Origin of the sequence: Vibrio sp. D3, from assembly GCF_043995865.1 — a bacterium.
GTDB classification, from domain to species: domain Bacteria; phylum Pseudomonadota; class Gammaproteobacteria; order Enterobacterales; family Vibrionaceae; genus Vibrio; species Vibrio diabolicus.
Genome location: NZ_CP171887.1, coordinates 2,551,842 through 2,575,613, shown reverse-complemented (window position 1 = coordinate 2,575,613; position 23,772 = coordinate 2,551,842). Strand labels below are relative to the sequence as shown.

Annotated in this window: 15 protein-coding genes; 3 read left to right on the top strand and 12 right to left on the bottom strand. The window is 45.7% G+C overall.

All coding sequences use genetic code 11. The features are described 5' to 3' along the window. Positions 1-51 precede the first annotated feature (51 nt). The 12 genes from ACHFJ9_RS19840 to hemL all read right to left on the bottom strand — a co-directional run bounded on the left by ACHFJ9_RS19840 (position 52) and on the right by hemL (position 18,792). Complete coding sequence (locus ACHFJ9_RS19840; RefSeq protein WP_395356053.1) at positions 52-1,971, bottom strand: beta-N-acetylhexosaminidase; 1,920 nt, start codon at positions 1,969-1,971, stop codon at positions 52-54. Positions 1,972-1,979: 8 nt separating this feature from the next. Further along, the gene (locus tag ACHFJ9_RS19835) at positions 1,980-2,870 is read right to left on the bottom strand and encodes a BadF/BadG/BcrA/BcrD ATPase family protein (protein WP_395356051.1); all 891 of its coding nucleotides are present in this window, start codon (positions 2,868-2,870) and stop codon (positions 1,980-1,982) included. A 2-nt stretch (positions 2,871-2,872) separates the two neighbouring features. Then, the gene (locus tag ACHFJ9_RS19830; RefSeq protein WP_395356049.1) at positions 2,873-4,612 is read right to left on the bottom strand and encodes a glycoside hydrolase family 9 protein; all 1,740 of its coding nucleotides are present in this window, start codon (positions 4,610-4,612) and stop codon (positions 2,873-2,875) included. A 62-nt stretch (positions 4,613-4,674) separates the two neighbouring features. After that, positions 4,675-5,670 carry an ABC transporter ATP-binding protein gene (locus tag ACHFJ9_RS19825; protein WP_005394711.1) on the bottom strand — a complete coding sequence of 332 codons (996 nt, stop codon included), beginning with the start codon at positions 5,668-5,670 and terminating at the stop codon, positions 4,675-4,677. 48 nt (positions 5,671-5,718) lie between these two features. Then, a complete protein-coding gene (locus tag ACHFJ9_RS19820; protein WP_005394709.1) occupies positions 5,719-6,702 on the bottom strand; it encodes an ABC transporter ATP-binding protein in 984 nt (327 codons plus the stop codon). A 2-nt stretch (positions 6,703-6,704) separates the two neighbouring features. Then, a complete protein-coding gene (locus ACHFJ9_RS19815; RefSeq protein ID WP_005394707.1) occupies positions 6,705-7,730 on the bottom strand; it encodes an ABC transporter permease in 1,026 nt (341 codons plus the stop codon). A 2-nt stretch (positions 7,731-7,732) separates the two neighbouring features. After that, positions 7,733-8,719: an ABC transporter permease gene (locus ACHFJ9_RS19810; protein WP_237308309.1), complete on the bottom strand. Its 987-nt coding sequence runs from the start codon at positions 8,717-8,719 to the stop codon at positions 7,733-7,735. A 170-nt stretch (positions 8,720-8,889) separates the two neighbouring features. Then, positions 8,890-10,572, bottom strand: coding sequence for an ABC transporter substrate-binding protein (locus tag ACHFJ9_RS19805; RefSeq protein WP_005394703.1), 1,683 nt, complete (start codon positions 10,570-10,572; stop codon positions 8,890-8,892). 777 nt (positions 10,573-11,349) lie between these two features. Then, positions 11,350-14,736, bottom strand: a complete 3,387-nt coding sequence (locus ACHFJ9_RS19800; protein WP_395356045.1) for a response regulator — start codon at positions 14,734-14,736, stop codon at positions 11,350-11,352. A 226-nt stretch (positions 14,737-14,962) separates the two neighbouring features. Next, a complete protein-coding gene (gene rsmC / locus ACHFJ9_RS19795; RefSeq protein WP_006743286.1) occupies positions 14,963-15,988 on the bottom strand; it encodes a 16S rRNA (guanine(1207)-N(2))-methyltransferase RsmC in 1,026 nt (341 codons plus the stop codon). A gap of 76 nt (positions 15,989-16,064) precedes the next feature. Further along, positions 16,065-17,150: an AI-2E family transporter gene (locus tag ACHFJ9_RS19790; protein WP_074191761.1), complete on the bottom strand. Its 1,086-nt coding sequence runs from the start codon at positions 17,148-17,150 to the stop codon at positions 16,065-16,067. A gap of 346 nt (positions 17,151-17,496) precedes the next feature. Beyond that, a complete protein-coding gene (hemL, locus tag ACHFJ9_RS19785; RefSeq protein WP_374081917.1) occupies positions 17,497-18,792 on the bottom strand; it encodes a glutamate-1-semialdehyde 2,1-aminomutase in 1,296 nt (431 codons plus the stop codon). Between the two features lie 246 nt (positions 18,793-19,038). Between hemL and erpA the strand changes: the two genes are divergently transcribed. From erpA to vmeK, 3 genes are all read left to right on the top strand, one after another. Continuing rightward, the gene (gene erpA, locus ACHFJ9_RS19780) at positions 19,039-19,380 is read left to right on the top strand and encodes an iron-sulfur cluster insertion protein ErpA (RefSeq protein WP_005380031.1); all 342 of its coding nucleotides are present in this window, start codon (positions 19,039-19,041) and stop codon (positions 19,378-19,380) included. Positions 19,381-19,485: 105 nt separating this feature from the next. After that, entirely contained in the window at positions 19,486-20,604 is a 1,119-nt protein-coding gene (locus ACHFJ9_RS19775; protein ID WP_046875055.1) for an efflux RND transporter periplasmic adaptor subunit, read from the top strand. A 9-nt stretch (positions 20,605-20,613) separates the two neighbouring features. After that, on the top strand, positions 20,614-23,718 hold the full coding sequence (gene vmeK, locus ACHFJ9_RS19770) for a multidrug efflux RND transporter permease subunit VmeK (protein ID WP_253643840.1): 3,105 nt from the start codon (positions 20,614-20,616) through the stop codon (positions 23,716-23,718). Positions 23,719-23,772 lie beyond the last annotated feature (54 nt).

The following is a 23,772-nucleotide window of genomic DNA, read 5'->3' as shown; positions in this document are numbered from 1 at the left end:
AGCCAAAATTTAAAAACTCTTCAAGCGTGATGCTTCTACATCAGCTCTGTATTACTTCCACGGTTTACGGTAATTCACTCCCTGCAAATCAAGCAGCGGTAGGTGTCCTTTCAAACGTGATAAATAGTCGGTCCAGTCTCGGTGTTGTTTGTCTGTCCAACATGCTTCTGCCATTGCGGTTAAGCGCGGGAAGACCATGTAGTCCATACGAGACTGGTTGTTGATGATTTCGCACCACAATGCTGTTTGAATGCCCCAAATGCGTTTGCGTATTGGATCGTCGGCTGGCACTTCAGCGAGTGGTTCATAGTTGTAAGCTTTTTCTAGCGGCAACGGGTTGGCCCAATCCACGCCCGGTTCTTCTGGTGCGTAGTCTTGGGTCATATCTAGGTAGGTGGTTTGTGCCGGTTGTAGCACCACATCGAAACCTTGGCGCGCGCAGTTCAATGCCGCTTCTTCGCTTAACCACGAATAGATCACTGTGTCTTTGCTGACTTTGTCGCCATGTTGTGCTTCTTCCCAGCCCAGCATGCGTTTGCCCAATTTACGAAGTTTGTCTTCGGCATGACGCAAGAAGTGCCCTTGCAACTCTTTGTAGTCGCTGTAACCTTGTTGCTCCATTAGGGCTTGGCACGCTGGGCTTTTTGACCACACGCCGTTCGGTACTTCATCCGCACCGATATGAACATAAGGGGCAGGGAACAACGCGGAGACTTCTTCCAGCACTTTGTCGATAAACTCATAGCTCCCCGGCAGAGCTGGGTTAATGACGTTGTCGTTGTAATGCTGAATGCTGCGGTATTCGGTGGTATCTTCTGCTTCTACCAATAGGTGTGGTAACGACTTGATGGCAGCTCGGCAGTGGCCTGGTACATCGATTTCAGGGATAACAGTGATGCCTCGTTTAGAAGCAAATGCAACCACGTCTTTGATGTCTTCTTGAGTGTAAAAACCGCCGTAACGCTCAGCAAGGTGCGTGTACTGTGGCTCATTGGTTTCATCCAGCCCACGCCATGCACCAATATCGGTTAGTTGAGGCAATGATTTGATCTCAATTCGCCAACCTTCATCATCGGTAAGGTGCCAATGGAATGTATTGAACTTGTAGTGAGCCAACTGGTTGATCAAACGTTTGACTTGCTCAACGGAGTGAAAATGGCGAGCACAATCTAGCATCATACCGCGGTAACGAAAGCGCGGTCTGTCTTTGATTGAACAGCAAACCACTTCCATGGAATTCGGTTGATCGCCAACTTTGATCAGTTGCAATAACGTTGCACAAGCATGGGTAAAGCCAGACGAAGATCCTGCTTCAATTTTGATCGACTCTTCTGCTGCCTTCAGTTTGTAAGCGCCTTCATCCAAGGTTGGGTTGCCTTTGAAGATGATCTGACTGCCATTGTCTGATGTGAACTCAAATTGATGAATGCGCTTAAGCTCTTCAAGTAACCACTCTTTAGCTGAATTGGCTAGGTTTGAATAAACTGCAACGCCAGCGTGATGATTAAAGCTAAAGCAGTGATCGCTGACTTCTATATGATTTGGTTTTGGCAATAAAGGCTGCGCATGCGTCAAGCTGGAAGGGATCTCACTACGTTCACGGTACGGTGAAGCCAATACGATCGGCGTGACATCGACTTGAGCTCGCTGAAGGTTGCCGTTGACTTCAAAGTTGACCAAGGCTTCATTGAATCCATCAGAATAGTAACGGAATGGGTTTGAACCAATACTGAACTCGCAGTAAAAATGATGGTTAGCTGCCAGCACCAACCCTTCTGGTTTGAGGGTGCAGTAGCTGCCAATTTGCTTGAGCTGACCATTCGAAATACTATCCGGCAGAATGTAGCGATCAAAAGCAAAAATCAGGCTCCAATTGTGGAGATCTTGATCGCTCAAATTATGGAAAGTCAGTCCGAAACGGCAGTTTTGCTTTTGTTCTGATAGGACAACGAGATCAACACGATATTCCATATCTACTCCTACGCCGCACTGAGCGCGTAAAGGTTATGTTCAGGTTTACCTGCAAACATAATTGCGCCTTCAATCGCGTCAAACTGTGGCTCAACAACCCATTGCTGAACGGGGGGCGAAAGCCAACGTGAAATACGTTCAGCAATGCTGCCCATTAAACAAATACGCGTTGCGCCGCGCTTGTTTAATGCCACGAGAAACATTTCTATATCAGCTGCAGTTTGCTTCAGCATCTCAATTGCTAGTGCATCACCTTGTTCTGCATGTTGGAAAATTGCAGGAGAAAACTGCCCATAATCACGAGGAAGCGCTTGTTTAGACCAAGCCACCACGTTATCAACGTCATTTTCGAAATACGCCATGACGTGTTGTGCTAGAGGCGTTTTCTCTCTGATGCCATCTTCTGCTAACAAAACTTGTTGAACTAGGCGAAGCCCCATCACTGCGCCGCCACCTTGGTCCGAAATAGGGAATTCGCGACCACCGACAACGTGCTGCTCCAACCCTTTAAGGTAGATGCCACAAGAGCCCGTTCCTGCGATCATGATTGCGCCATCTTCGCCATTGTGTGCACCAACGCACGCGCCGTAAGCATCAGTATTAAGAGTCATACTGGCAAACGGATGAGGAAGAGACATGAAGGCTTGCCAAGATGCTTTGTGCTCAGCACCTGCAAGGGCTAAGCCGACGTGCATCGATGCGAAATCTTGTTGTGTCAGACCGCCTTGTTCGGCCGCCGAAGTGATGGATTCAAGAATCGAAGCCATTGCAATTTCAGCGCCTAGCATTATGTTGGCGCTGCCGCTTTTGGCCTCGCCAAGAAAATTACCTTGTGAATCTTTAATCCTAGCTCGACATGACGTGCCGCCACCATCGATACCAACAAAATACATCCCCATGATTATTGTTCCTTAATATTTTTAGAGGTTGCCAACTGAGAAATATGCTGAGCTTGACTCATTATCGCGAGTAAGTACCAAGCGCCATGCGGGATCCACTGTTCGCCCCAGCGCCAGTTTTGTAGCATGTCGTCTTTTTGTGCTGGTGGGTTAAATGCGATGTCTTCCTCGTCTTCAAAGCCGCCAGTGATTCCGTTACACACACCGCCTTTAGCATTGAAGAAACCATATTGAGGAAGGTAATCAGGGTTGTTACGACCGTGGCCATCAAGCATGCACATGTCATATGGGTTTAAGCCTACAATCCAGTTCAATGCATCTTGAGCGAATACGGAAAGTTGTTGCTGTATTTCTTGCGATGCTATATGCGGTTGAGCAAGATATGCCATGGTCGCGAGTGATCCCAATCGAGCATTCTCGCCTTGCCACCAATAGCCGGATTCATTGTTGTGTGCGACAAAAAATGCATCGCGTTTTGACTCATTTACGCCTTTAACATACTGGCGAGGGTAACCGAATGGGTTGGTCACTTTATTCGATATATTGATCTCAAACTCACACGCTCGGTTAACGATGCGTTTTACCGATTCTGTCTGTACGGAGTCGTCTTCAATTGATAGATATTCGCACAAGGCAATAACGGGTAGACCTGCTTCGGCAGCGTGAAAGTATGGACGACTGCCGTCTTCGTTTGTTGACCAGAAGTGTTGAATCTGCTCGTCGCTCATTTGGCGGGCAACTAAGCGTTGTGCCCACAAACGGCTCTCTTCCAAGTAGCGAGTTTCTTTGGTGGCTTTAAACAGTTCTACACTGGCTAGTAGCGCACAGTATTCGTCGATAATGTTTTCTTCACTATCATTGAGGTATTGCGTATTGTGCTCTTTTAAGTGCCAGTAACCATTTTCAGCAGCGTTGCGGTATTTCTGTTGATCGTATTCTCCGTGAACACCTAAACGCGACGCCGCGGCCAGCGCTGCGATGGCGACACCGCCACCTTGTCGAAAGCCTGCTTGGTAGTCATCAAATTTGTGACCAAGTTGCGTTTCGTAGGCACAGATTTCTCGTTGCGCAGTATCTTTGCTCCACTTATCAAAGACCGTCATGTAGAAGAAGCCTTTTTCGTTCTGCATACGAACAAGGAAGTCTGCACCGAACAGGGCTTCTTCAATAAGACGTGTACGTGTGAAGGCTGCAATGTCTTCGCTTCCTTCAAGCAATGAAAGTCCTTTTAGGATGTTCCAAACCACCATTGGGGTTTGTTGAGGGTTCAAATAATTAGCGTATGAAAGATGACTTAAATACTTGCTAACGTCTCCAGATGCGTCGTACCACCCTCCGTGTACATCAACCGTTTGGTTGGCGCTGAGCACTGGAACTTGTCGATCTTGTTGATCGAAAATTCCACCACAACGTTGTGATTTGAAGTAGTGGATCACATCCGACAAAGTTTGATCCAACAGAATATGTTCGCCAATGGTGAAAGAGGAAGAGCGCGTATCTTCCACTTGCAGGAAATAGTCGCCTGAATCTGTGAAAGATGAAAAGTCGATGAGGTAGAAATAGCCCTGATGCCAGTTCGCCACTTTACCTTGTTCTTCAACCGCAAAAGTTGCCACGGTTTGCTCGCTAGTGGCACAAATCAATTGAGCAGTGTAAGAAGACAAGTGTGGTTTTTCGGTCTGGACAATGGCTTTCTTTGGGCCCAGATGTTCATAACCAATGTGGTTAGTCAGTAGCAGCATTCAATGTCTCCGGGAAACGATAAAACAGGAATGGGTCAGGCTGAACCTGACCCTCGTTATAATTAATCTTCAAATAAGTAACAGCGAACAAAGTGGTTCTCAGAAAGCTGAGTGACGCCTGGTAGTCGTTCGCGACATTTATCGGTTGCGTGTACGCAGCGTCCTGCAAATGGGCAGCCGACTGAATCCGGTGTCCAAAGTGGGATTTCCCCTTTGTTGCCTTTCAGCTTCTCGTGGATAGACTTCGATGGATCAGGCACAGCAGATACCAAGAGTTGCGTATATGGGTGCTGAGGATCGTGAATGATTTCCTCAGTATCCCCCCATTCAACCATGTGACCTACGTACATAACCGCGAGATCTTCAGCAATGTAACGCGCCGTTGCGATGTCGTGAGTGATGTAAAGCAGAGACATTTGTTTCTCGAACTTCATCTCTTCCATCAAGTTAAGAACACCAGCACGAATTGACACGTCCAGCATTGATGTTGGCTCATCTGCCAATACCACTTCTGCACCTACAGCGATGTTACGAGCTAGGTTTACACGTTGACGCTGGCCGCCAGACAGCTGATGTGGGAACTTTTGCGCGGTTTCTTTTGGCGGAATCAGACCAACTTGTTCTAGTAGGTCGTACACACGTTCTTCCAGTTCCTTTTTGTTGCCTGGTGCAATCTTTTTATGGATCAGCAACGGGCGAGCAATGTGGTGAAAGATATTGTGTGTAGGGTTTAGTGAACCAAATGGGTCCTGCCATACCATTTGTACGCCTTCACGGTATGTCATCAAGTCATGTCGAGAGGTAATATCTTGGATATCACGACCTCTGTATTCGATTACACCCTCGGTAGGGGCGTACATTTTAGCTATCATTTTAGCGGTAGTAGATTTACCAGAGCCTGATTCACCTACTACTGACAAACCGCGGCTCTTGTACATCTTGAATGACACGTCGTTGATCGCGCGCATTTTTGACTGCTTGATTGAGTTACTATTTAAAGGGAAGTCCTTAACGACATGTTTACCCTCAATCAGCAGTTCGCCGAGTTGTTTGCTCATAATTCTCTCCAGTGTAATTTTGTTCTTAGCTAGCGTTATTTTTTGTTGTTAAACCTTAGCTTGAGCAATCGTGTCGCCGTATAAGTGGCAATTTGAAAAACGACCAGGTTCAATTTGACGCAGCTGAGTTGGTACTCGTGTACAAGCTTCGTGGACGCGGTCGCAGCGAGCTTGGAAGCGGCAGCCTTGAGGAATCTCTAATAGGTTCAAAGGGTTGCCTGGAATACCAGTTAATTTGGTTTTAGGACCAGTTAGTGGAGGGAAAGAGCTACCCAAACCTTTGGTGTAAGGGTGGTAAGGACTTTCCAGAATTTGCTTAGAAGGGGCGACTTCAATCAACTCACCGGAGTACATAATGCCGATTCGATCCGAGAACTCGACCATGAGTGACAAGTCGTGAGTGATGAAAAGGATCGAGAAGCCGAACTCTTCTTTCAGTGCATAGATCTTTTGTAAGATTTCACGCTGAACCACAACATCGAGTGCCGTCGTTGGCTCATCCATGATGATCATCTTTGGATTGAGAGCCAGAGCAATCGCAATGACTAAGCGCTGGCGCATACCACCAGAAAATTGGTGTGGGTAGTCATTCAAGCGGCTTGGATGAATATCAACGATTTCCAACAACCCTTCGGCGCGCTTTTTCGCTTGTTCACGTGTCATGTTGGTGTGGCGCATGATGACATCGCAAAACTGCTCTTCCATCGTAAGCACCGGATTTAATGCGTTCATTGCACTTTGGAACACCATCGACATCTCGCTCCAGCGGAATGATTGCATACGTTCATCGCTGTACTTAATGATGTCTTCACCGTTGAAGATGACCTCACCACCAGTGATGAATGCTGGCGGCTTATGAAGACGCATGAGCGAGAAAGCAACTGTGGATTTACCACAGCCAGATTCACCTGCCAGGCCAAAGACTTCACCTGGCGCAATGTCAAAGCTAACGTTGTTACAGGCGCGGACATCGCCCGCATCTGTGATGTAATCTACGCATAGGTTACGGATAGAAATTAGTGGTGCAGTCATGATTATTTATCTCCGCTCCATAGTGCATTTTGTGGTGCCATTTCAGGCGCGCGCTCTTTCTTGTCTTTCTCTGCCAGTTTCTTCCAACGTTTCATGCCTTTGTGAGAACGAAGCTGTGGGTTAGCAATTTCATCAACGGCAAAGTTAAGTAGAGCAAGACCAGTCACCAAAAGAGTTAAGGCGATACAAGGTGCTAATACTTCCCACCATGCGCCAATCAACATTGCTGATGAGGTTTGCACGTTGTAAAGCATGATGCCCCAACTGATGGTGTTGGCATCGCCTAGGCCCAAGAACGAGATTACAGCCTCAGTATTGATAGCGAGCATTACTGAGCCGATGAAGCTTGCACCGACAATCGGGATTAGGTTTGGTAAAATTTCAACGAAGATGATGCGGAATGAAGACTCGCCCAATACTTCAGCGGCTTTCACAAACTCTTTCTCGCGTAGAGCCATGGTTTGAGAACGGACAACACGTGCGCCCCACGCCCAAGAGGTACCAGCGATAATCAAGGCAATGGTGAGTGGACCTGCTTCGCCAATAAAGGCTGCCAGTACAAAGAGCAATGGGTATTGAGGGATTACCAGCATGATGTTCATCGCTGCACTCAATATGTCATCCACTTTGCCGCCGAAGTAACCTGCCGAGATACCAATGACCGTCGCTAGGAAACATACGATGATGCCAGCACCAAAGCCGACACCTAGCGATACGCGAGCACCGTAAGCCACTTGTGACCAAATATCACGACCCATACGTGAAGTTCCCAGAACGTGATCAGCCTTTTTCGACATAATCAGCGTACGACGATCATCTGCTAGATTTTTAGCTACCCAGCCATCAGGATTATTTTGCGCTTGTTTTACGACAAAGCTAGGGTATTCGTGTGGATTACCGGTTCGCTTGTCTGGCGCATGTTTCGTAAGTAAAGGAGCTGCGATCGCAACGAATACGAATACGGTAACAATACCAAGACCGATTCGAGCGAATGAGTTACCTAAAATAAGTTTGAATAGTTCTTTCATGATTATTTGCCTCCCGTACGTAGGCGAGGGTCTAGAATCATGTACAGCATGTCAGCCATTAAGTTGAAGCACAGCATGAACATCGTCATGATAATTAACTGACCTTGAAGTACTTGGTAGTCACGAGCGTGAATTGCGTTAAGTAGCACGGTGCCTAAACCTGGGTAGTTGAAAATCATCTCGATGATCAATTGACCACCAATGGCCATACCCAAAGACATAGATAGCGCGGTTACACTTGGAAGTAGCGCGTTACGTGCGGCGTAATTGAAGACGACACGGTTCTCGCTCAGCCCTTTGCCTTTCGCCATCGTGATGTAGTCTTCGGCGAGAAGGTTGATCATGTTGTTACGCATATTGACGAGGAAGCCGCCGATCTGAACGATGGTTGCACAGAATAGAGGGAGTACAGCGTGGTAACCCAGGTTCTTGATGAACTCCCAGCTTGTCCAATCAGGAATAGTACCTGGCGTGTAAGCATAGCCAGATGGGAACCATTTCAGGCCAATCGCAAAGGTAAACAGCGCTAACATTGCGATAACCATTTGTGGAATAGCTTGAATGATCAATGTACCAGGCGTTACGAATGCATCGTACTTACTACCGCGCTTCCAGGCGGCAAAAATACCAAGGACAGAAGCGATGGAGAAAGAAAGTACAACCGCAGTACCAGCTAGAAATAGTGACCAGCCAAATGCGCTACCTAGTAAAGAATTAACTGAAAGTGGGTAGAACTGGATTGAGGTGCCCAATTCCCAACTTAGAATGTTTTTAATGTACGAGAAGTACTGAATGTAAATCGGCCCATCAACGAAACCGAGCAGTTCTTTCATTGCTGCGATTCGTTCTGGCGTCACCTGTACTGAAGCATTAGCAAACATCATGGTAACTGGGTCACCAGGCATTGCTCGCGGAATAATAAAGTTTAACGTCGCTGCAACTAAGAGCGCGACAAGATAGAACGACAAACGTCTTAAAAAATAACCCATAACTCACACCTTACTCACCCAGATTTTTTCCCTGTTTCTGGTTTCAGGTCGCTCCTAGCGAAATTTAGAGCGAAAAATCCCCTGACGACGAGCGCCACATATTGGTTTCGTTAACAAGGGATTTTTATAGGCGGCACACGGGATGTATGCCGCTTGAAATGAACTTCTACTTATTTAACTGGTTTTAGGTCCAGCACGTGAAGTAGACGCTCTGGGATACCAGCCCAAATGTTTGGACGGCCCTTAGGATTTTCTTCGTTCCACCAACCAGTGAAGCGAGTTGTGTTGTATTGATACATGTACGCGCCAGATAGCACAGGAATGGTTACTTGGTCCTGAGCAATGATCTTCTGGATACCATGAGCGATTTCTAGCTGTTCTTGCTTATCAGCGGTTTTGTAGAAGCTGTTAAGAAGACCGTCTAACTTATCGTTCTTGTAGAAGTGCATTGCAAAGCGAGGCATACCGTCACCAGACTGTAGCTTCGAGTTGTAGCCGCTGTCCCAGTACAAGTGTGGATCCGCACCGTGGAAGTAGTTGGTGTAAGCAACGTCGTATGTACCTTCTAGCATTGCTTGGTTGTATACCGAGAAATCTGGAGTACGAGCACGTGCTTTAATGCCTACTTCTGCTAGTTGCTCAACAGCTAGTTGTACAGTGTTGTTAAAGTCAGTCCAACCGTTTGGCGATTGAATGAGAAGCTCGAAAGACTTGCCAGATGGTGTATCTACAAAGCCATCTTTGTTTACATCTTTGAAGCCTGCTTTAGCAAGAAGCTTTTTCGCACCTTCGGCGTTATATGTGTTGTAACCTTTGTACTTGTTGTGCGTCTCTTCGTCAGACCAAGCTTCGAATGCGTAGCCTAGACCTGAAGCGAAGTCATTTACTGTACCGCCACCGTAGAATGCAATGTCGATAATCGTTTGACGGTCTAGCGCCATAGAGAACGCACGACGGAAGTCAACGTTAGTAAGTGCTTCGTTTTTCGCCGCGTCTGGGTTTTTGAAGTTCACTACAAACGCTTGAGTACCCGCTGGTGGGTACCAGTAGTGGTGATTCGGACTTGCTGCAGCGTAAGTGCGGTCGATGTCTGGTACGAATGAAGACGTCCAGTCCATTTCGCCGTTAACGATTTTGCCCAAGAATTGGTCGTTGTTCGCGATTTGTGGCACTCGTAGACAGTCTACATCTAGGTTATCAGCATCCCAGTAATTCGGGTTCTCACACTGAATGTATAGTTGCGGTGTAAAAGTGTCGATTTCGGTAAATGGACCACTACCTACAGGATTTTCGTTTGTGAATGTTGCAGGATCTTTCACTTTGCTCCATACGTGCTTAGGTACAACTGGTACTTTCGCAATTTCGTAAGGAACGTTTGAGTTTGCTTCGCTTAGACGGAATTTAACTTTGTAGTCGTTAACTTTCTCTACGCCAGTAACCCAAGAGTTGATACCAGATTGGTCTAGCTCTGGCTTCTCTTTAACTAGGTTGAAAGAATAAACTACGTCATCAGCGGTAAACGCTTTGCCGTCAGACCATTTTACGCCCTTACGAATATCGAAGGTCACGCTCATTAGGTCATCAGCCATGGTAAAGTTTTCTGCTAGACGAAATACTGGCGTGTTACCGTGCATTTCGTTAAAAACAACGAGCGGCTCGTAAATAAAGTCGGTTGTTGTGTGCAGGTTAGTTGCACCCAAGAAAGGGTTAAAGTTACGAACGAAAGTTGTAAACTCTTTAGGGTGGATAGTCAGTTCACTGCGTTCAGCCGCAGTAGCTACCGATGCAAAACCTGTAGTAGCCGTTGCAATAATTGCTGTTGCTAGTGCTGTTTTTTTAATATTGGCAAGCATAGCTGTTCCTTACTATTTGCTTTCATTTCACTAAATGGAATTGAATGTCATCAATTGATAAACACTCTCCAAGACCTACCTCTTGTTTATGCATTACTCATTACAACATTGAGTTTCGCCAAGAGTGGCCTGTAGGCCTTAGGCAGGAGTAAGAAAACACCTTATCCATAAAATAATCAAACTCGATTCTCGTTAAAAACGTTAAAATATCGTCACTCTCCGTTATAAACGTTATTTTGGCTAATTTTGACTAGAGATAGACCAAAAAATAAACGTTGATATGCGTCGCAGTTTATATCCTTGTTAATAGTAAGCGTTAGTGATTGCTAACCTATAATCTATTTAAAATAAAAGCCTTCTGATTCTCTTCCTGGTTCAGAGATCTCGCTCACATGCAGAAAATGTGTTAATTAATTAGCTAAAAATTAATCTGCCGTTCTGTTGTGATTGAGTTCGCAATCTCTGTCAATTGTTGGTTAAAAACCGTTTGTTATCTGAAAAATAGTCTCTTTTATCGACAGTTTTCTCTCATTTATTGCTCTTTTTTTATTGTGAAAATGAAGTGTTTTATTCGCTCGATTCAACCTAGTTTGGGTAGGTTATATCGATAGAAGCGTATGTTTGGAATGTCTACCATGGACAACTTTGTCCAGAGGCTTATTCGGCATTTTAATGTGGTACCGGTAGAGAGTCGCTGTCTTGTTCGTCTTTAGAGAAAGAGAAGGCTTGGATAATAAAAAGCCCAGCGTATGCGCTGGGCTAGTTTTTTGATAGGTATTAGCTGGTCAACAGTCGCTGTAGTTTATCTCGTTGAGCTTCGATGTATGCACGCTCGGGACTCTGTTCTTTACAGTGTTCAAGGATGAATTCTATCGAGCTCAATACCGTTCTCCAACGTGGCGTTTTTGGCAGCGTTTCTATACGCATGTATTTATCCAAAGTGCGTGTTTGCAGAGTGCTACGGTCAAGATAAACGCGCCATAAGCCACTTTGTTCGGCAAATGCGAATTTACTTTCACCAGTGACTGACTCCCAATACTCTAAGGCATGTGTCATTGCGTCGACCAGAATTTCTCGCATTAGCTCTTGTTTGTCTTTTTTGTTACCAAGCGCTTTGTCTGCAAGGCGTGTAAACTCTCCACCGAGTTCTTTCAGCTTCTGCAGCTGGTCTTTATCGCCATCAAAAGCATAACTTGAAAGCACCTCTACTGCGGTTTCTAGGTTGTGTATGCGAGCGGCATTGGCTCCTCCGCCAACATTAAAGATATACATGACATCTAAGCCTGAGCCTTCAGGTAGTTTAAGAATGTCTGCTTCGATGTTTTGACGAATATCTTCAATATAGATATCAATCTTGCCACAGTAATGAGGTTGTTTGACGGTCAGATACTTAGGTGCAATCAACTCATCGGCAGATGAACGTTTTAATTGTTCTAAGTTACGCTTGAATAGCTTGCAAGCAGCTTCATTAGCAAACCGGATACGTTTATCTTCACGCAAACAGATAATCGCTTCAGGAGCCGATTCCAGTTGTTCCAACAATCGCCCTTGAGTTTCTAATAAGCTTGCCTCTACAGCCGCTCGTTGGCGAAGTTCAGATTCAAGTATCTTATTCTCCATATGGCGCATTTCTGCTTGGCTTGCCGTTAAGTGCGCTTGGATGCGTGCAGCTAGCTCTTGTTTATTGAATGGCTTAGACAAATAGTCGTTGGCTCCTGCTTCAAAGCCTCGTACACGATCTTCTGTTTGACTAAGCGCGGTGAGCATAATGATAGGTAGCTCGGCATGATCATAAGTTTCACGTAATTCACTGCAGACTTGATAGCCGCTCATGCCTGGCATCATGATATCCAATAATAGGAGTTCCGGTTTTTCCTGCTCAACGAGTGCTAATGTTTCTGGCCCATCAGAGACGGTACGTACGCGATAGCCCTCTATACGTAAGAAGCTCTCAAGCACACGCAGGTTTACTGGCTCATCGTCAGCGACATACAATAACGGGCCGTCTGGATTCTCTGGCAGCGATAAGTCTTCACTGTTCTCTACATCGATTTCAGGAATCTGGAAGTGTCCGTGCGCAGCAAGGGTTTGAGTTGTTTGGATCTCTTCTTCACTGGCAAGTGGTAACGTGAAACTGAAGGTGGTGCCGACCATAGGCTGGCTGCTGACGTATAACGAGCCACCCATCAACTCAATCAATTGACGGCTAATCGAAAGCCCGAGCCCCGCACCTTGACGATAGCGACTTGCGTCTTGTCCTGCTTGGATAAGTGGTTCGAAAATATGTTCAAGATGTTCTGCGGGAATACCTTGCCCAGTATCCACAACTTGCACACGAACATGATCATCAACCACATTGGCGGAGATAACGATTTTACCTTCTGAGGTGTACTTAATCGCATTACCGATCAGGTTATATAACACTTGTTCAAGGCGTTGAGGATCGGCAGACACCACTTTCAAATCCGCTGGTACTTGGTTGATGATACGGATGGTTTTATTTCCGAGTAAATGGCTGGAAAGCTCTAGTACCAGTCGCGTTGCACTGGCTAAACTCACCGCTGACTTCTGGATATCCATGCTTCCGTAACGCATTTTATGATAATCCAATAAGTCATCAACAAGGTTTGCGAGACGTTGCCCACTTTTAATGATGATATCAAGCTGATATTTTTGGCTAGCAGGAATAGCACCGTTAGCGCCGGACGCTAAAGTCTCAGCGATTCCGACCATGCCGTGCAATGGTGTGCGGAGTTCATGAGAAGTGGTGGCTAAGAACTCATCTTTAAGTTTGTCGGCCAATTGCAGTTCATCATTTTGTTTTTGAATGATCTGTATGTTGCTCTCGAGCTCTTCATTTTGCTTCTTAATGGTTTGAATTTTCTCTCGAATAGAGCGTTGCATTCGTTCAAAACTCAGCGCAAGACGGCCAATTTCATCTTTGCGAACCGTATTAAAGGTGGTGTCATCAAGATCTCCGGCAGACACTTTTTCGGCAGCCCAAGTTAACTTCAGCAACGGAGAAGTAATAAAATTTGATAAATAATGGGAAGCGATTACCACTAGAATGATGGCGATCAGCATGGCGATAACAAACAGTTTTTCGAGTTGATGAATACGAGCGAAAGCTTCGTTTTCAGGTAATTGCACGACGAGTGCCCAAATAACACCACGCGTTTCAATCGGTGCATAAGCAGCGATGATCTCTTCACCTAAACCGTTCGTGTAAGTGCCGACGCCAAATGCACCAGAGAGTGCTTTATCGATCACTTCTAAGCTGTTCTTAATGTCATCTTGCTTGGTGTTAATTGTGCGAGGTTGGTGATCATTTCCAACCAGTAAGGTGTTAATGGATGACTCTCGGTTGGCGTCAGCGGCTAACTTCGTGATGCCATTATTTGGTAAGCGGAACATAGCATAGCTGTGTAGGTAGCCTTGCTGAACAATTGGAGCACCTAACCAAGCGACTTGTTTACCACCTTCCAGTTCGAAATCAGACACAATCACAGGGGTGTAGTCTTCATTCACCTTACGGCGTTCAGTGACGTCATCAGCTAGACGCTTGAAGGTTTTGCCAAGTGCTGAGTCTTTGTAGGGGCCTGATAATAAGTTTGTTCCGTAGTTATCGTCTTTGTTGATCGAGTAGGTGACATTACCGTTGATATCGACCAGCAAAATATCATTAAAATCAGAGCGCTTGAGGAGCTCCAAGTAGGCCCAGTGGTAACGTTTATGTAAGAGTCGGTAACGTTCACTTCCGACATAGTTGGAAGACTCGGGTAACGTTGACGTTTTGATTTGATCTCCGCTGCCTTCAATGTAGCGCTGTTGGGCATTTTTACGAGATTCTTCAATGTCATTACCTAAACGACTAAAAGCATTGACGAGACCGTAGAATCGACCACCACTGGCGTAAGCCAGTTCAGAGCGCACAAAGCCCATGACTTCGGTTTCCCGCGCCTCAAAGTAGTCGATAATTTGCTGTTGTTTTGTATCTCGAACAGACAACAAATGTGAGGTGCTTTGTTCTTGCAGATCTTTACTGTGGGACTGTAGGAAAAAGATCGCAGTAATAGTAAGAGGTGTGATACTGAGCACCAGAAATGCGGTCATCAGTGTACTCTGAAGGCGCTTAAATTTCTGTTTTTTGTAGAATTTAAACATGGATAAGATTACAACTCATAAAGGGCAGTTCTAAAATGTACTTCGCTGCCGAGGTTCTCGTTAAAAACGGATAAGAAGTTCAACTAGATAGAATTAACAAAATTAACGAGTTTTTTTTCTTTGACAAGAAAGTTAGTTGTAAAGCGTGCAGGGTGACGCAGTTTTTCTTATGAGTATTGAGTTTTTGAGAAAAAATCGCGCAGGTTTGTACCTGCGCGAGGGAAGATTATGACTTTTTCGCGTAGTAGATAGAAAACTTATTGGTCTTATTTAGCGTCTCGCAATTATTAAACGCTCGCTCAATAATTGGTGGATATTTTAAGAAGCTATTCGCGACAATGATCATTTCACCATGGCTATCTAGATACTTTGGAGCCTGACCCAATAGTGTTTCTGCTGCGTTGTAGTTCGTATCCAAACCACTGTGGAAAGGTGGGTTACTGATGATAAAACGATAATCGTCGGCAGTGTCTGAGTAAATATCAGAGGCGAATACATGGCCGGTTAATCCATTGGCTTTTAGTGTGGCTTGACTCGATGTGATGGCATACGCGTTAATGTCACACATCTCAATCGCAATTTCTGGATTGGCTTTTGCCATGAAAGCACCTAATACCCCAGCACCACATCCAAAGTCGAGGACTTTACCTGATAGAGTAGGTAGGGTTTCGAGTAATAGGCGGCTACCTAAATCGAATTCGCCATGACTGAATACTCCAGGCAAACTCTTAACAGTCAGTGATTGCTCACCAAGTGTGACCGTATAGGTTTTAAACCAGTCTGCTTGATTGAACGGCTTTGGTTCATTGAGGCAAGTGCCCCAGTAAAATGAACAGCGACGAGCGGAATCGTATTTATTGACCGGGCCATACTCTTTGAACATCTTCTCGATGCTTTTAACACCTGAGCGGTTTTCGCCAACCACTACAATTTCAGTGTTCACGCCTAGTTTCGCCATCAACATCGCCAGAAGGTATTCGGCTTCGGCTTTGGCTTTAGGCCAGTACAAAAGCACCATGTCTGCTTGTGTCTCAGTATTAAACTCAGAACCAAAATGGCTTTTAACCTTGTTATGAGTGCGAATTTGACGGTAGAAGCTGTAGTTTGATGTGAAGACTTCTACAGATTCACAGTGTTTGGTCAGTTCAAGTGTAAAGAGATCTTCGACTTCACCTGCAACTAAAACATGTTTTCCGTTGAAGTACTCGAGCTGACGCTGAGCTATTTGGCTAGGAGCGATATAAGCAGACATAAATTGGGTTCATCAGAAATAATTTGGGGCAGATTTTCGCACAATCTGCCCCAAGCTTGAAGTGATTAAGCTGTGACTAGCTGTTGTCTTGCTGGTTGAGGAAGTCTTTGAATTCTTCTTCGTAGATATTAAACAGTACCATTGTCACGGCAAAAATAAGTGGACCGTAAATCAGGCCGATCAATCCGAATAGATGCAGACCACCCAGTAACGAGAAGAAAATCATTAGGGTATTCATGCCTGCGCTGCCTTGCATTAGCAGCGGACGCAATAGGTTATCAATAGAACCAACGACGACCACACTCCACACCGTCAAGAAGATAGCCCAAGTCATATCGCCTGTTAAGAACAAGTACGCCGCTGCAGGAATCCAGATTAGTGCGGTTCCGACCACAGGGATGAATGATGCAAAGCCCATCATCGTTCCCCAGAATAACCCCGGGAAGCCAGCAAGCCACATACCGATACCGCCAGCCAGACCTTGAGCAATCGCTGTCATGAATGAGCCCATCACGGCTGATTTAGAAACTTGCTCTATCTCTGTCAATATGCGGTCTTCCTGGCTACGTGAGAGTGGCAGAATATGACGAATCGCAGAGATAATTTTGTCGTGGTCACGAAGCAGAAAAAACAGCACAAACAGCATCAGGAAGAAGTTCATTAGGAAGTTGGTGGCGTCTCCTAAAATCTTGGCGCTGATAGCAACTAAGTTAGAGCCAAACGATGTAGCAAATTGACCAATTTTTTCCGCAATGGCTTTTGGCTCGATTTTATCGAAAGGTAAGTACTCATTAACTATGGATAAGCCTTTGATAACAAAAGGATGTTGGAATATATCTTGGATTCCGCCATTAGTGACCCAGTTGTACGTATTTTGTGAAAAAACAGAGCCTTGTTGAACAATGGCTGCAAACACAAATAGCAGTGGGATAACGATAATAAACGTCAAGACGACACATGACAGCAGTGCGGCCATATTGGGGTGCTTGGGAATTTTTCGCTCAAACCATTCGTGTACCGGAAACATGAGCAAAGAAATGATAAAAGCCATCACAATGGAATTGATGTATGGCTCAACCAATAAGTAGCAAGCAAAAGCAGCGGCGAGCAAAGCGACCATTAGCACTCGGTGACTCGACGTTATTTTTACATTATTTGGCATGAGATTAGTCCAACTTACAGGTGACGTTTACGGTTTGCGCCTTCAAAGGTGGCGTTGAACCTTTATTACTTTGCACTCTTAACTCTTTCAAGCTTATGACAATGCCGAATTAGAGCAGAGCAATATACCTTGTTATAATGACCACAAATCAGTCGGTTATCAATCAAGAGATGAACTATGGGTTGTTGCAACGGTGATAAAAAGTGTCAAACCGAGAAAAAAGCCAAACGAATACCGTGGTTTGGCATTGTTATTGGTGTTTTAGCAGTATTGGTTATATTGAATTGGCAATAAAAAAGGACCGTGATGGTCCTTTTTTAAATTAGTTATCGCAGCTTTTAAGCGATTATTTTGCTTCTTCTGCAAGAGTTGCAAAACAGCGGTCAGCCGCTTCTAGCGTGGCATCGATTTCTTTAGAACCGTGAGCAAGGGAAGTAAAGCTCGCTTCGAACGCTGAAGGCGCTAGGTAGACACCGTGTTTGAGCATTAAGTGGAAGAAGCGCTTGAAGCGTTCCACATCGCACTTCGTTACGTCTTCGTAGCAAGTCACTTTTTCTTGGTCAGTGAAGAAGAAGCCGAACATGCCGCCCACTTGGTTCACAACCAGAGGAATACCGTGTTTCTCTGCTAGAGACTTAAAGCCATCTGCTAGTTGTTTGGTTTTTGAAGCTAGGCGCTTTTCGTTGCCTTCTTCTTTTAGAAGGTTCAAACATGCATAGCCTGCAGCCATTGCGACAGGGTTGCCAGAAAGCGTACCCGCTTGGTAAACCGGACCCGTTGGCGCAACGTATTGCATTACTTCTTTACGACCACCGAAAGCACCCACTGGCATACCACCACCGATCACTTTACCCAGTGTCGTTAGGTCTGGCTTGATGTTGTAGTGCGCTTGTGCGCCACCAAGTGCCACGCGGAAGCCTGTCATTACTTCATCAAAAATCAGTAGGGCGCCTTCTTGATCACAGATTTCACGTAGACCTTCGTGGAAGCCTTCCACTGGTGGAATACAGTTCATGTTGCCTGCAACTGGCTCAACGATGATACAAGCGATTTCGCCTTTGTTAGCAGCGAATAGCTCGCGTACAGAATCTAGGTTGTTGAATGTTGCTGTTAGCGTGTGCTTAGCAAAATCTGCGGGAACGCCAGGAGAGCTTGGTTGACCAAGGGTCAGTGCACCAGAGCCCGCTTTTACTAGTAAGCTGTCTGCGTGACCATGGTAACAACCTTCAAACTTCATGATCTTGTCGCGACCAGTGAAGCCACGTGCAAGGCGAATCGCGCTCATAGTCGCTTCGGTACCAGAACTTACCATGCGGATTTGCTCCATTGATGGAACAAGTTCAGAAACTAACTCTGCCATCGCGATTTCAAGTTCTGTTGGCGCACCGAAGCTGAGGCCACGTTGTGCTGCGTCAATGACGGCTTCGCGGATAACCGCGTGGTTGTGGCCAAGAATCATTGGACCCCAAGAGCCAACGTAATCAATGTACGCTTTACCATCGGCATCAAAAATCAGTGGACCGTCTGCTCGTTCGATAAATAGCGGAGAGCCGCCAACGCCGTTGAATGCACGAACTGGTGAATTGACACCGCCAGGGATGGTTTGCTGAGCTTTTTGATACAGCTCTGATGATTTGGTCATGGGGTTATCCTCTTTTGATTGCTCGGACCAAGTGGAGCGCATTGTACCTAGCTATAATCAAGTTAGAAACGTTTTGCTTAATTTATGTGTTGTTTCGCAGTGTAATCTTATATATCCGCATCTGTTATAAAGAATCGGCGGTGAATACTTGAACGAGTTTGTCAGGTATTGGATAATCGTCTCAATTAGCACAAATTTGACGTCTTGCTTCAGGCTTGACGCATTACACGAGTGAGAGAGGTCTTCGTGAGCGAAGTAAACGTACCATTATCTTTTTCTGACGCAGCAGCATCTCGCGTTAAAGCATTGATTGCTGAAGAAGAAAACCCAGCATTGAAACTGCGCGTATACATTACTGGTGGCGGCTGTAGCGGCTTCCAATACGGCTTTACTTTTGATGAAAATGTAAACGAAGGCGATACGACAATCGTAAACAGTGGTGTAACACTGGTTGTAGACCCTATGAGTCTGCAATATCTCGTTGGCGGCATTGTTGACTACACAGAAGGGTTAGAAGGAGCGCGCTTCTTTGTAAACAACCCAAATGCAACGACAACATGTGGTTGTGGTGCATCGTTCAGTGTGTAATTAACACCAATCAGGCAGCCAATGGCTGCCTGAACTTTACGTAGAAGGGTGTCACGTAAAGTCGCTCTCGCAGAATATGCAGAGAAATAATAAAAAGGACTTTATATGTCTGGATCGTCTTTCGGACGTCGCATTGTCGAGCGCCCGTGGCTAGTATCTCTTATCCTCATATTGCTTCTTGTTGCATGGCTGGCAATCGGTCAACTGAAAGCACAAGATGATAATCTCAATTCTTCATCCTCTTCAACGAACACCACGCCACTTGCAAAGGTGATGTTCGACACTTTTATTGCTGAACCCACAAGTAAAACCATCGAACTGTATGGACGGACTGCCCCCAATCGTCAAGCGCGCCTTGGCGCTGAAGTCGCGGGTAAAATAGTCAGCCTCAATATAGAAAAAGGTCAAACAGTCAAGCAGGGGCAAGTGATCGCAAGCATCGACAAGCGCGATCTTGGTATTCAGCTCAAGCGGGCTCAGGCGATGCTGTTGGTTAAAGAGAAAGAGTTTAATGCAGCTAAATCGCTAAAAAGTCGCGGACTACAGGGCGAAGTTGCGTTTGCGACAGCACAAGCGGCATTGGTGGATGCTCGAGCGAATTTGAGCAACGTGCAAACGGCATTAAGAAATACCGAGGTGAAAGCACCATTCGATGGCATTGTTGATCACCACTTTGTTGAGTTAGGCGACTTTGTAGGGATTGGCGATCCTATTGCGACGGTCATTGATTTGGACACTTTGGTGATTGAAGCCGATGTCAGTGAGCGGCATATACAATACCTTAAGGAAGGCCTACAAGCCGATGTAAGAACCATTAACCAACAGCATTATCAAGGTCGGGTACGCTACATTGGGCGTGTTTCTTCTGCTTCTACTAACACCTTTCCAATTGAAATCGAAATTGATAACCAAGACGCAAGAATTCCGGCCGGTATGAGCGCTGAAGTACAGTTGCCGTTGAGTGAAGTGTTAGCGGTAAAGATTACGGCTGCAATGCTAGCACTCGATGAAGAAGGTAATTTAGGTGTTAAAACACTGCGTAATGAGCATGTGGAATTTGTTCCGATTCAGCTCGTTAAGGCCGAGGATGATGGTGTTTGGCTCTCTGGGTTAGGAGAGCGAGCCGATATTATCGTGCTGGGGCAAGGTTTTGTACGCGATGGCGATCAGGTACTGGCCAACAAAGTTGATGACGTAGTTGTTGAAGCGGCTAGTGAGCAGTAAGGAGCACTTATGTACACTCTGATTGATGCTGCGTTATCCCGCGCTCGCACCATGCTGACATTATTAGTGATGATTTTAATTGCCGGTGTCATTACTTACGTCACGATCCCCAAGGAATCGAGCCCTGATATTACCATTCCTATTATCTACGTTTCCGTTGGACATCAAGGCATTTCTCCCGTCGATGCCGAGCGTTTATTAGTTCGCCCAATAGAGCAAGAGTTGCGCTCTATTGAAGGCGTAAAAGAGATGACCTCTGTAGCATCAGAAGGTCATGCTTCGGTGACGCTGGAATTTAGTGTTGGAGTGGATCTTGATAAAGCGATGGCAGATGTCCGAGACGCCGTTGACCTTGCGAAGCCAAAATTACCAGAGGACAGTGATGAGCCAACGGTAAATGAAGTCACGTTTGCATCTGAAGAGCCTGTTTTGACTGTTGTTCTATATGGCACCGTACCAGAGCGGACCATTGTACAGATTGCCAGAACGCTACGTGATCGTTTGGAGAGTTTCCGTCAGGTTCTTGAGGTTGAAATCGCAGGGGATCGTGAAGACATCGTGGAGATAGTTGTCGATCCGCTATTGATGGAAAGCTACGGTCTCGATCAAGCGGATATTTATAATTTAATCGCCTTGAATAACCGAGTGGTTGCAGCGGGATTTGTCGATACTGGGTATGGACGCTTTTCGGTAAAAGTCCCATCGGTGTTTGATTCTCTGAAAGATGTGCTTGAATTGCCTATCAAAGTGAATGGCAAAGAAGTGATCACCTTTGGCGATGTGGCGACAGTACGACGTGCATTTCGCGACCCTGAAAGTTTTGCTCGTTTAGATGGTGAGCCTGCCATTGTGCTTGACGTGAAAAAGCGTGCGGGCGAGAACATTATTGAAACCGTAGCGTTAGTCAAAGAGGTGATTGCTCAAGGACAACTGCGAGCGGAGTGGCCAAGTAATTTGCAAGTTAAATACACTTGGGATCAATCCGACGATGTCAAATTGATGCTCAGTGATCTACAAAACAATATCTTATCCGCAATTATCCTCGTAGTGATCGTCATTATCGCCATATTGGGGGTTAGGACCGCGCTTCTCGTGGGGATTTCTATTCCAGGATCGTTCTTGACTGGGTTGTTGGTGTTATCGGTATTTGGGCTGACGGTCAATATCGTCGTACTGTTTGCTTTAATTATGGCGGTAGGCATGTTGGTGGATGGTGCCATTGTGGTGACAGAGTTTGCAGATCGGCGCATGCAAGAAGGAACGCCACGTAAAGAAGCCTATCGAGATGCAGCAAAGCGAATGGCCTGGCCTATTACCGCATCCACAGCAACCACATTGGCTGCGTTTGCTCCGTTACTTTTCTGGCCAGACATTACTGGTGAGTTCATGAAGTACTTACCACTTACTTTAATTGCTACTTTGGCCGCTTCGCTGATGATGGCTCTACTGTTCGTTCCTGTCATCGGTGGGATCATTGGCAAGCCTCAAGTAGTCAATCAGAAAGCTCAGCGAGAAATGGTTGAGCTGCATAACGGCAACTTTGAAAAAGCGACAGGCATTACCAAGCTTTATTACCAGACTCTGTCGGTAGCGATTCGTCATCCATGGAAAGTCTTACTCAGCGCGATACTGCTAGCCGCAGGTGTCGGCTTCACTTACAACAAAGCTGGCTTGGGTGCAGAGTTTTTCCCTGAAGTGGACCCTGCCTTTTTTACCGTTAAAGTTCGTTCTTATGGTGACCTGTCTATTCACGAAAAAGATGTTGTTATGCGCGAAATCGAGAAGGTGATGCTCGGTCATGACGAGTTTGAAAGTGTCTACACGCGCACGGGGTCGAGCGATAATGGGGACGAGATTGGCCAGATTCAAATAACTCCTGTGGATTGGCAGTATCGACGCAAAGTGAAAACCATTATTGAGGAACTAAAAGAGACCACAGATCGCTTTTATGGTGTTGAACTTGAATATAAATTCCCGGACGCAGGACCGCCTGTCGAGCATGATCTCGTGATTGAAGTGTCATCACGAAACTTGAGTGTTAGTGCGTTAGATGAAGCGGCCAAACAAGTCCGACACTGGGCTGATGGTAATCCTGCACTGACCAATTTGAGTGATACCACTAATAAGGAAGGGATTGATTGGCAAATTGATATCCAGCGAGATGACGCTTCTCGCTTTGCAGCGGATGCTACCTTAGTCGGGAATACCGTCCAGTTTGTTACGAACGGTTTGAAAATAGGCGATTATTTGCCCGATGATGCGGATGAAGAAGTCGATATTTTGGTGCGCTATCCGCAAGATAAGCGCGACATAGGTCGATTTGATCAACTGAGAGTGAAAACGGCAGCTGGTCTGGTGCCAATCACGAACTTTGCTCAAATTAAGCCAGATCATAAGCAAGATACCATTCGTCGTGTAGACGGCCATCGAGTTATCAATATTAAAGCGGATATGGTGGAAGGTTACAATTTAGCGCTTGAATTACCTAAGATTGCCGCTGGAATGGAACAGCTCGACTTACCGGAAGGCATTGAATATAAGATTCGGGGTCAAAATGAAGAGCAGGAAAACTCATCAGCATTCTTGCAAAATGCTTTTATTGTCGCGCTTGGTGTGATGGCTCTGATTTTAATTACGCAGTTTAATAGCTTTTATCAAGCTTTCTTAATCCTCAGTGCTGTGTTGTTTTCTACCGTTGGGGTCTTTGCTGGATTGCTTATTTTCCAAAAGCCATTTGGCATCATCATGTCGGGAATAGGGGTGATTGCGCTTGCAGGTATTGTTGTGAATAACAACATCGTATTAATCGATACTTATAATCAGATGCGTAAACGTGGCTTAGAGAAATCTGAGGCTATTTTGCGCACAGGTGTGCAGCGTTTAAGACCCGTTTTACTCACGACGGTGACCACCATATTAGGCTTATTGCCAATGGTGTTAGAAATGAACATCGACTTAGTTAACCAGAAAGTGGAGTTTGGCGCACCAAGCACTCAATGGTGGTCTCAGCTTGCGACTGCTGTCGCGGGTGGTTTGGCGTTTGCGACTTTGCTAACGTTAGTTCTGACACCGTGTTTGCTTATGCTCGGGAGAGAGCATCACTCCGAAAAGTAAGCTTCATCGTGATGATATTAAAGAAACAAAAAGGGCAGCTGAGCTGCCCTTTTC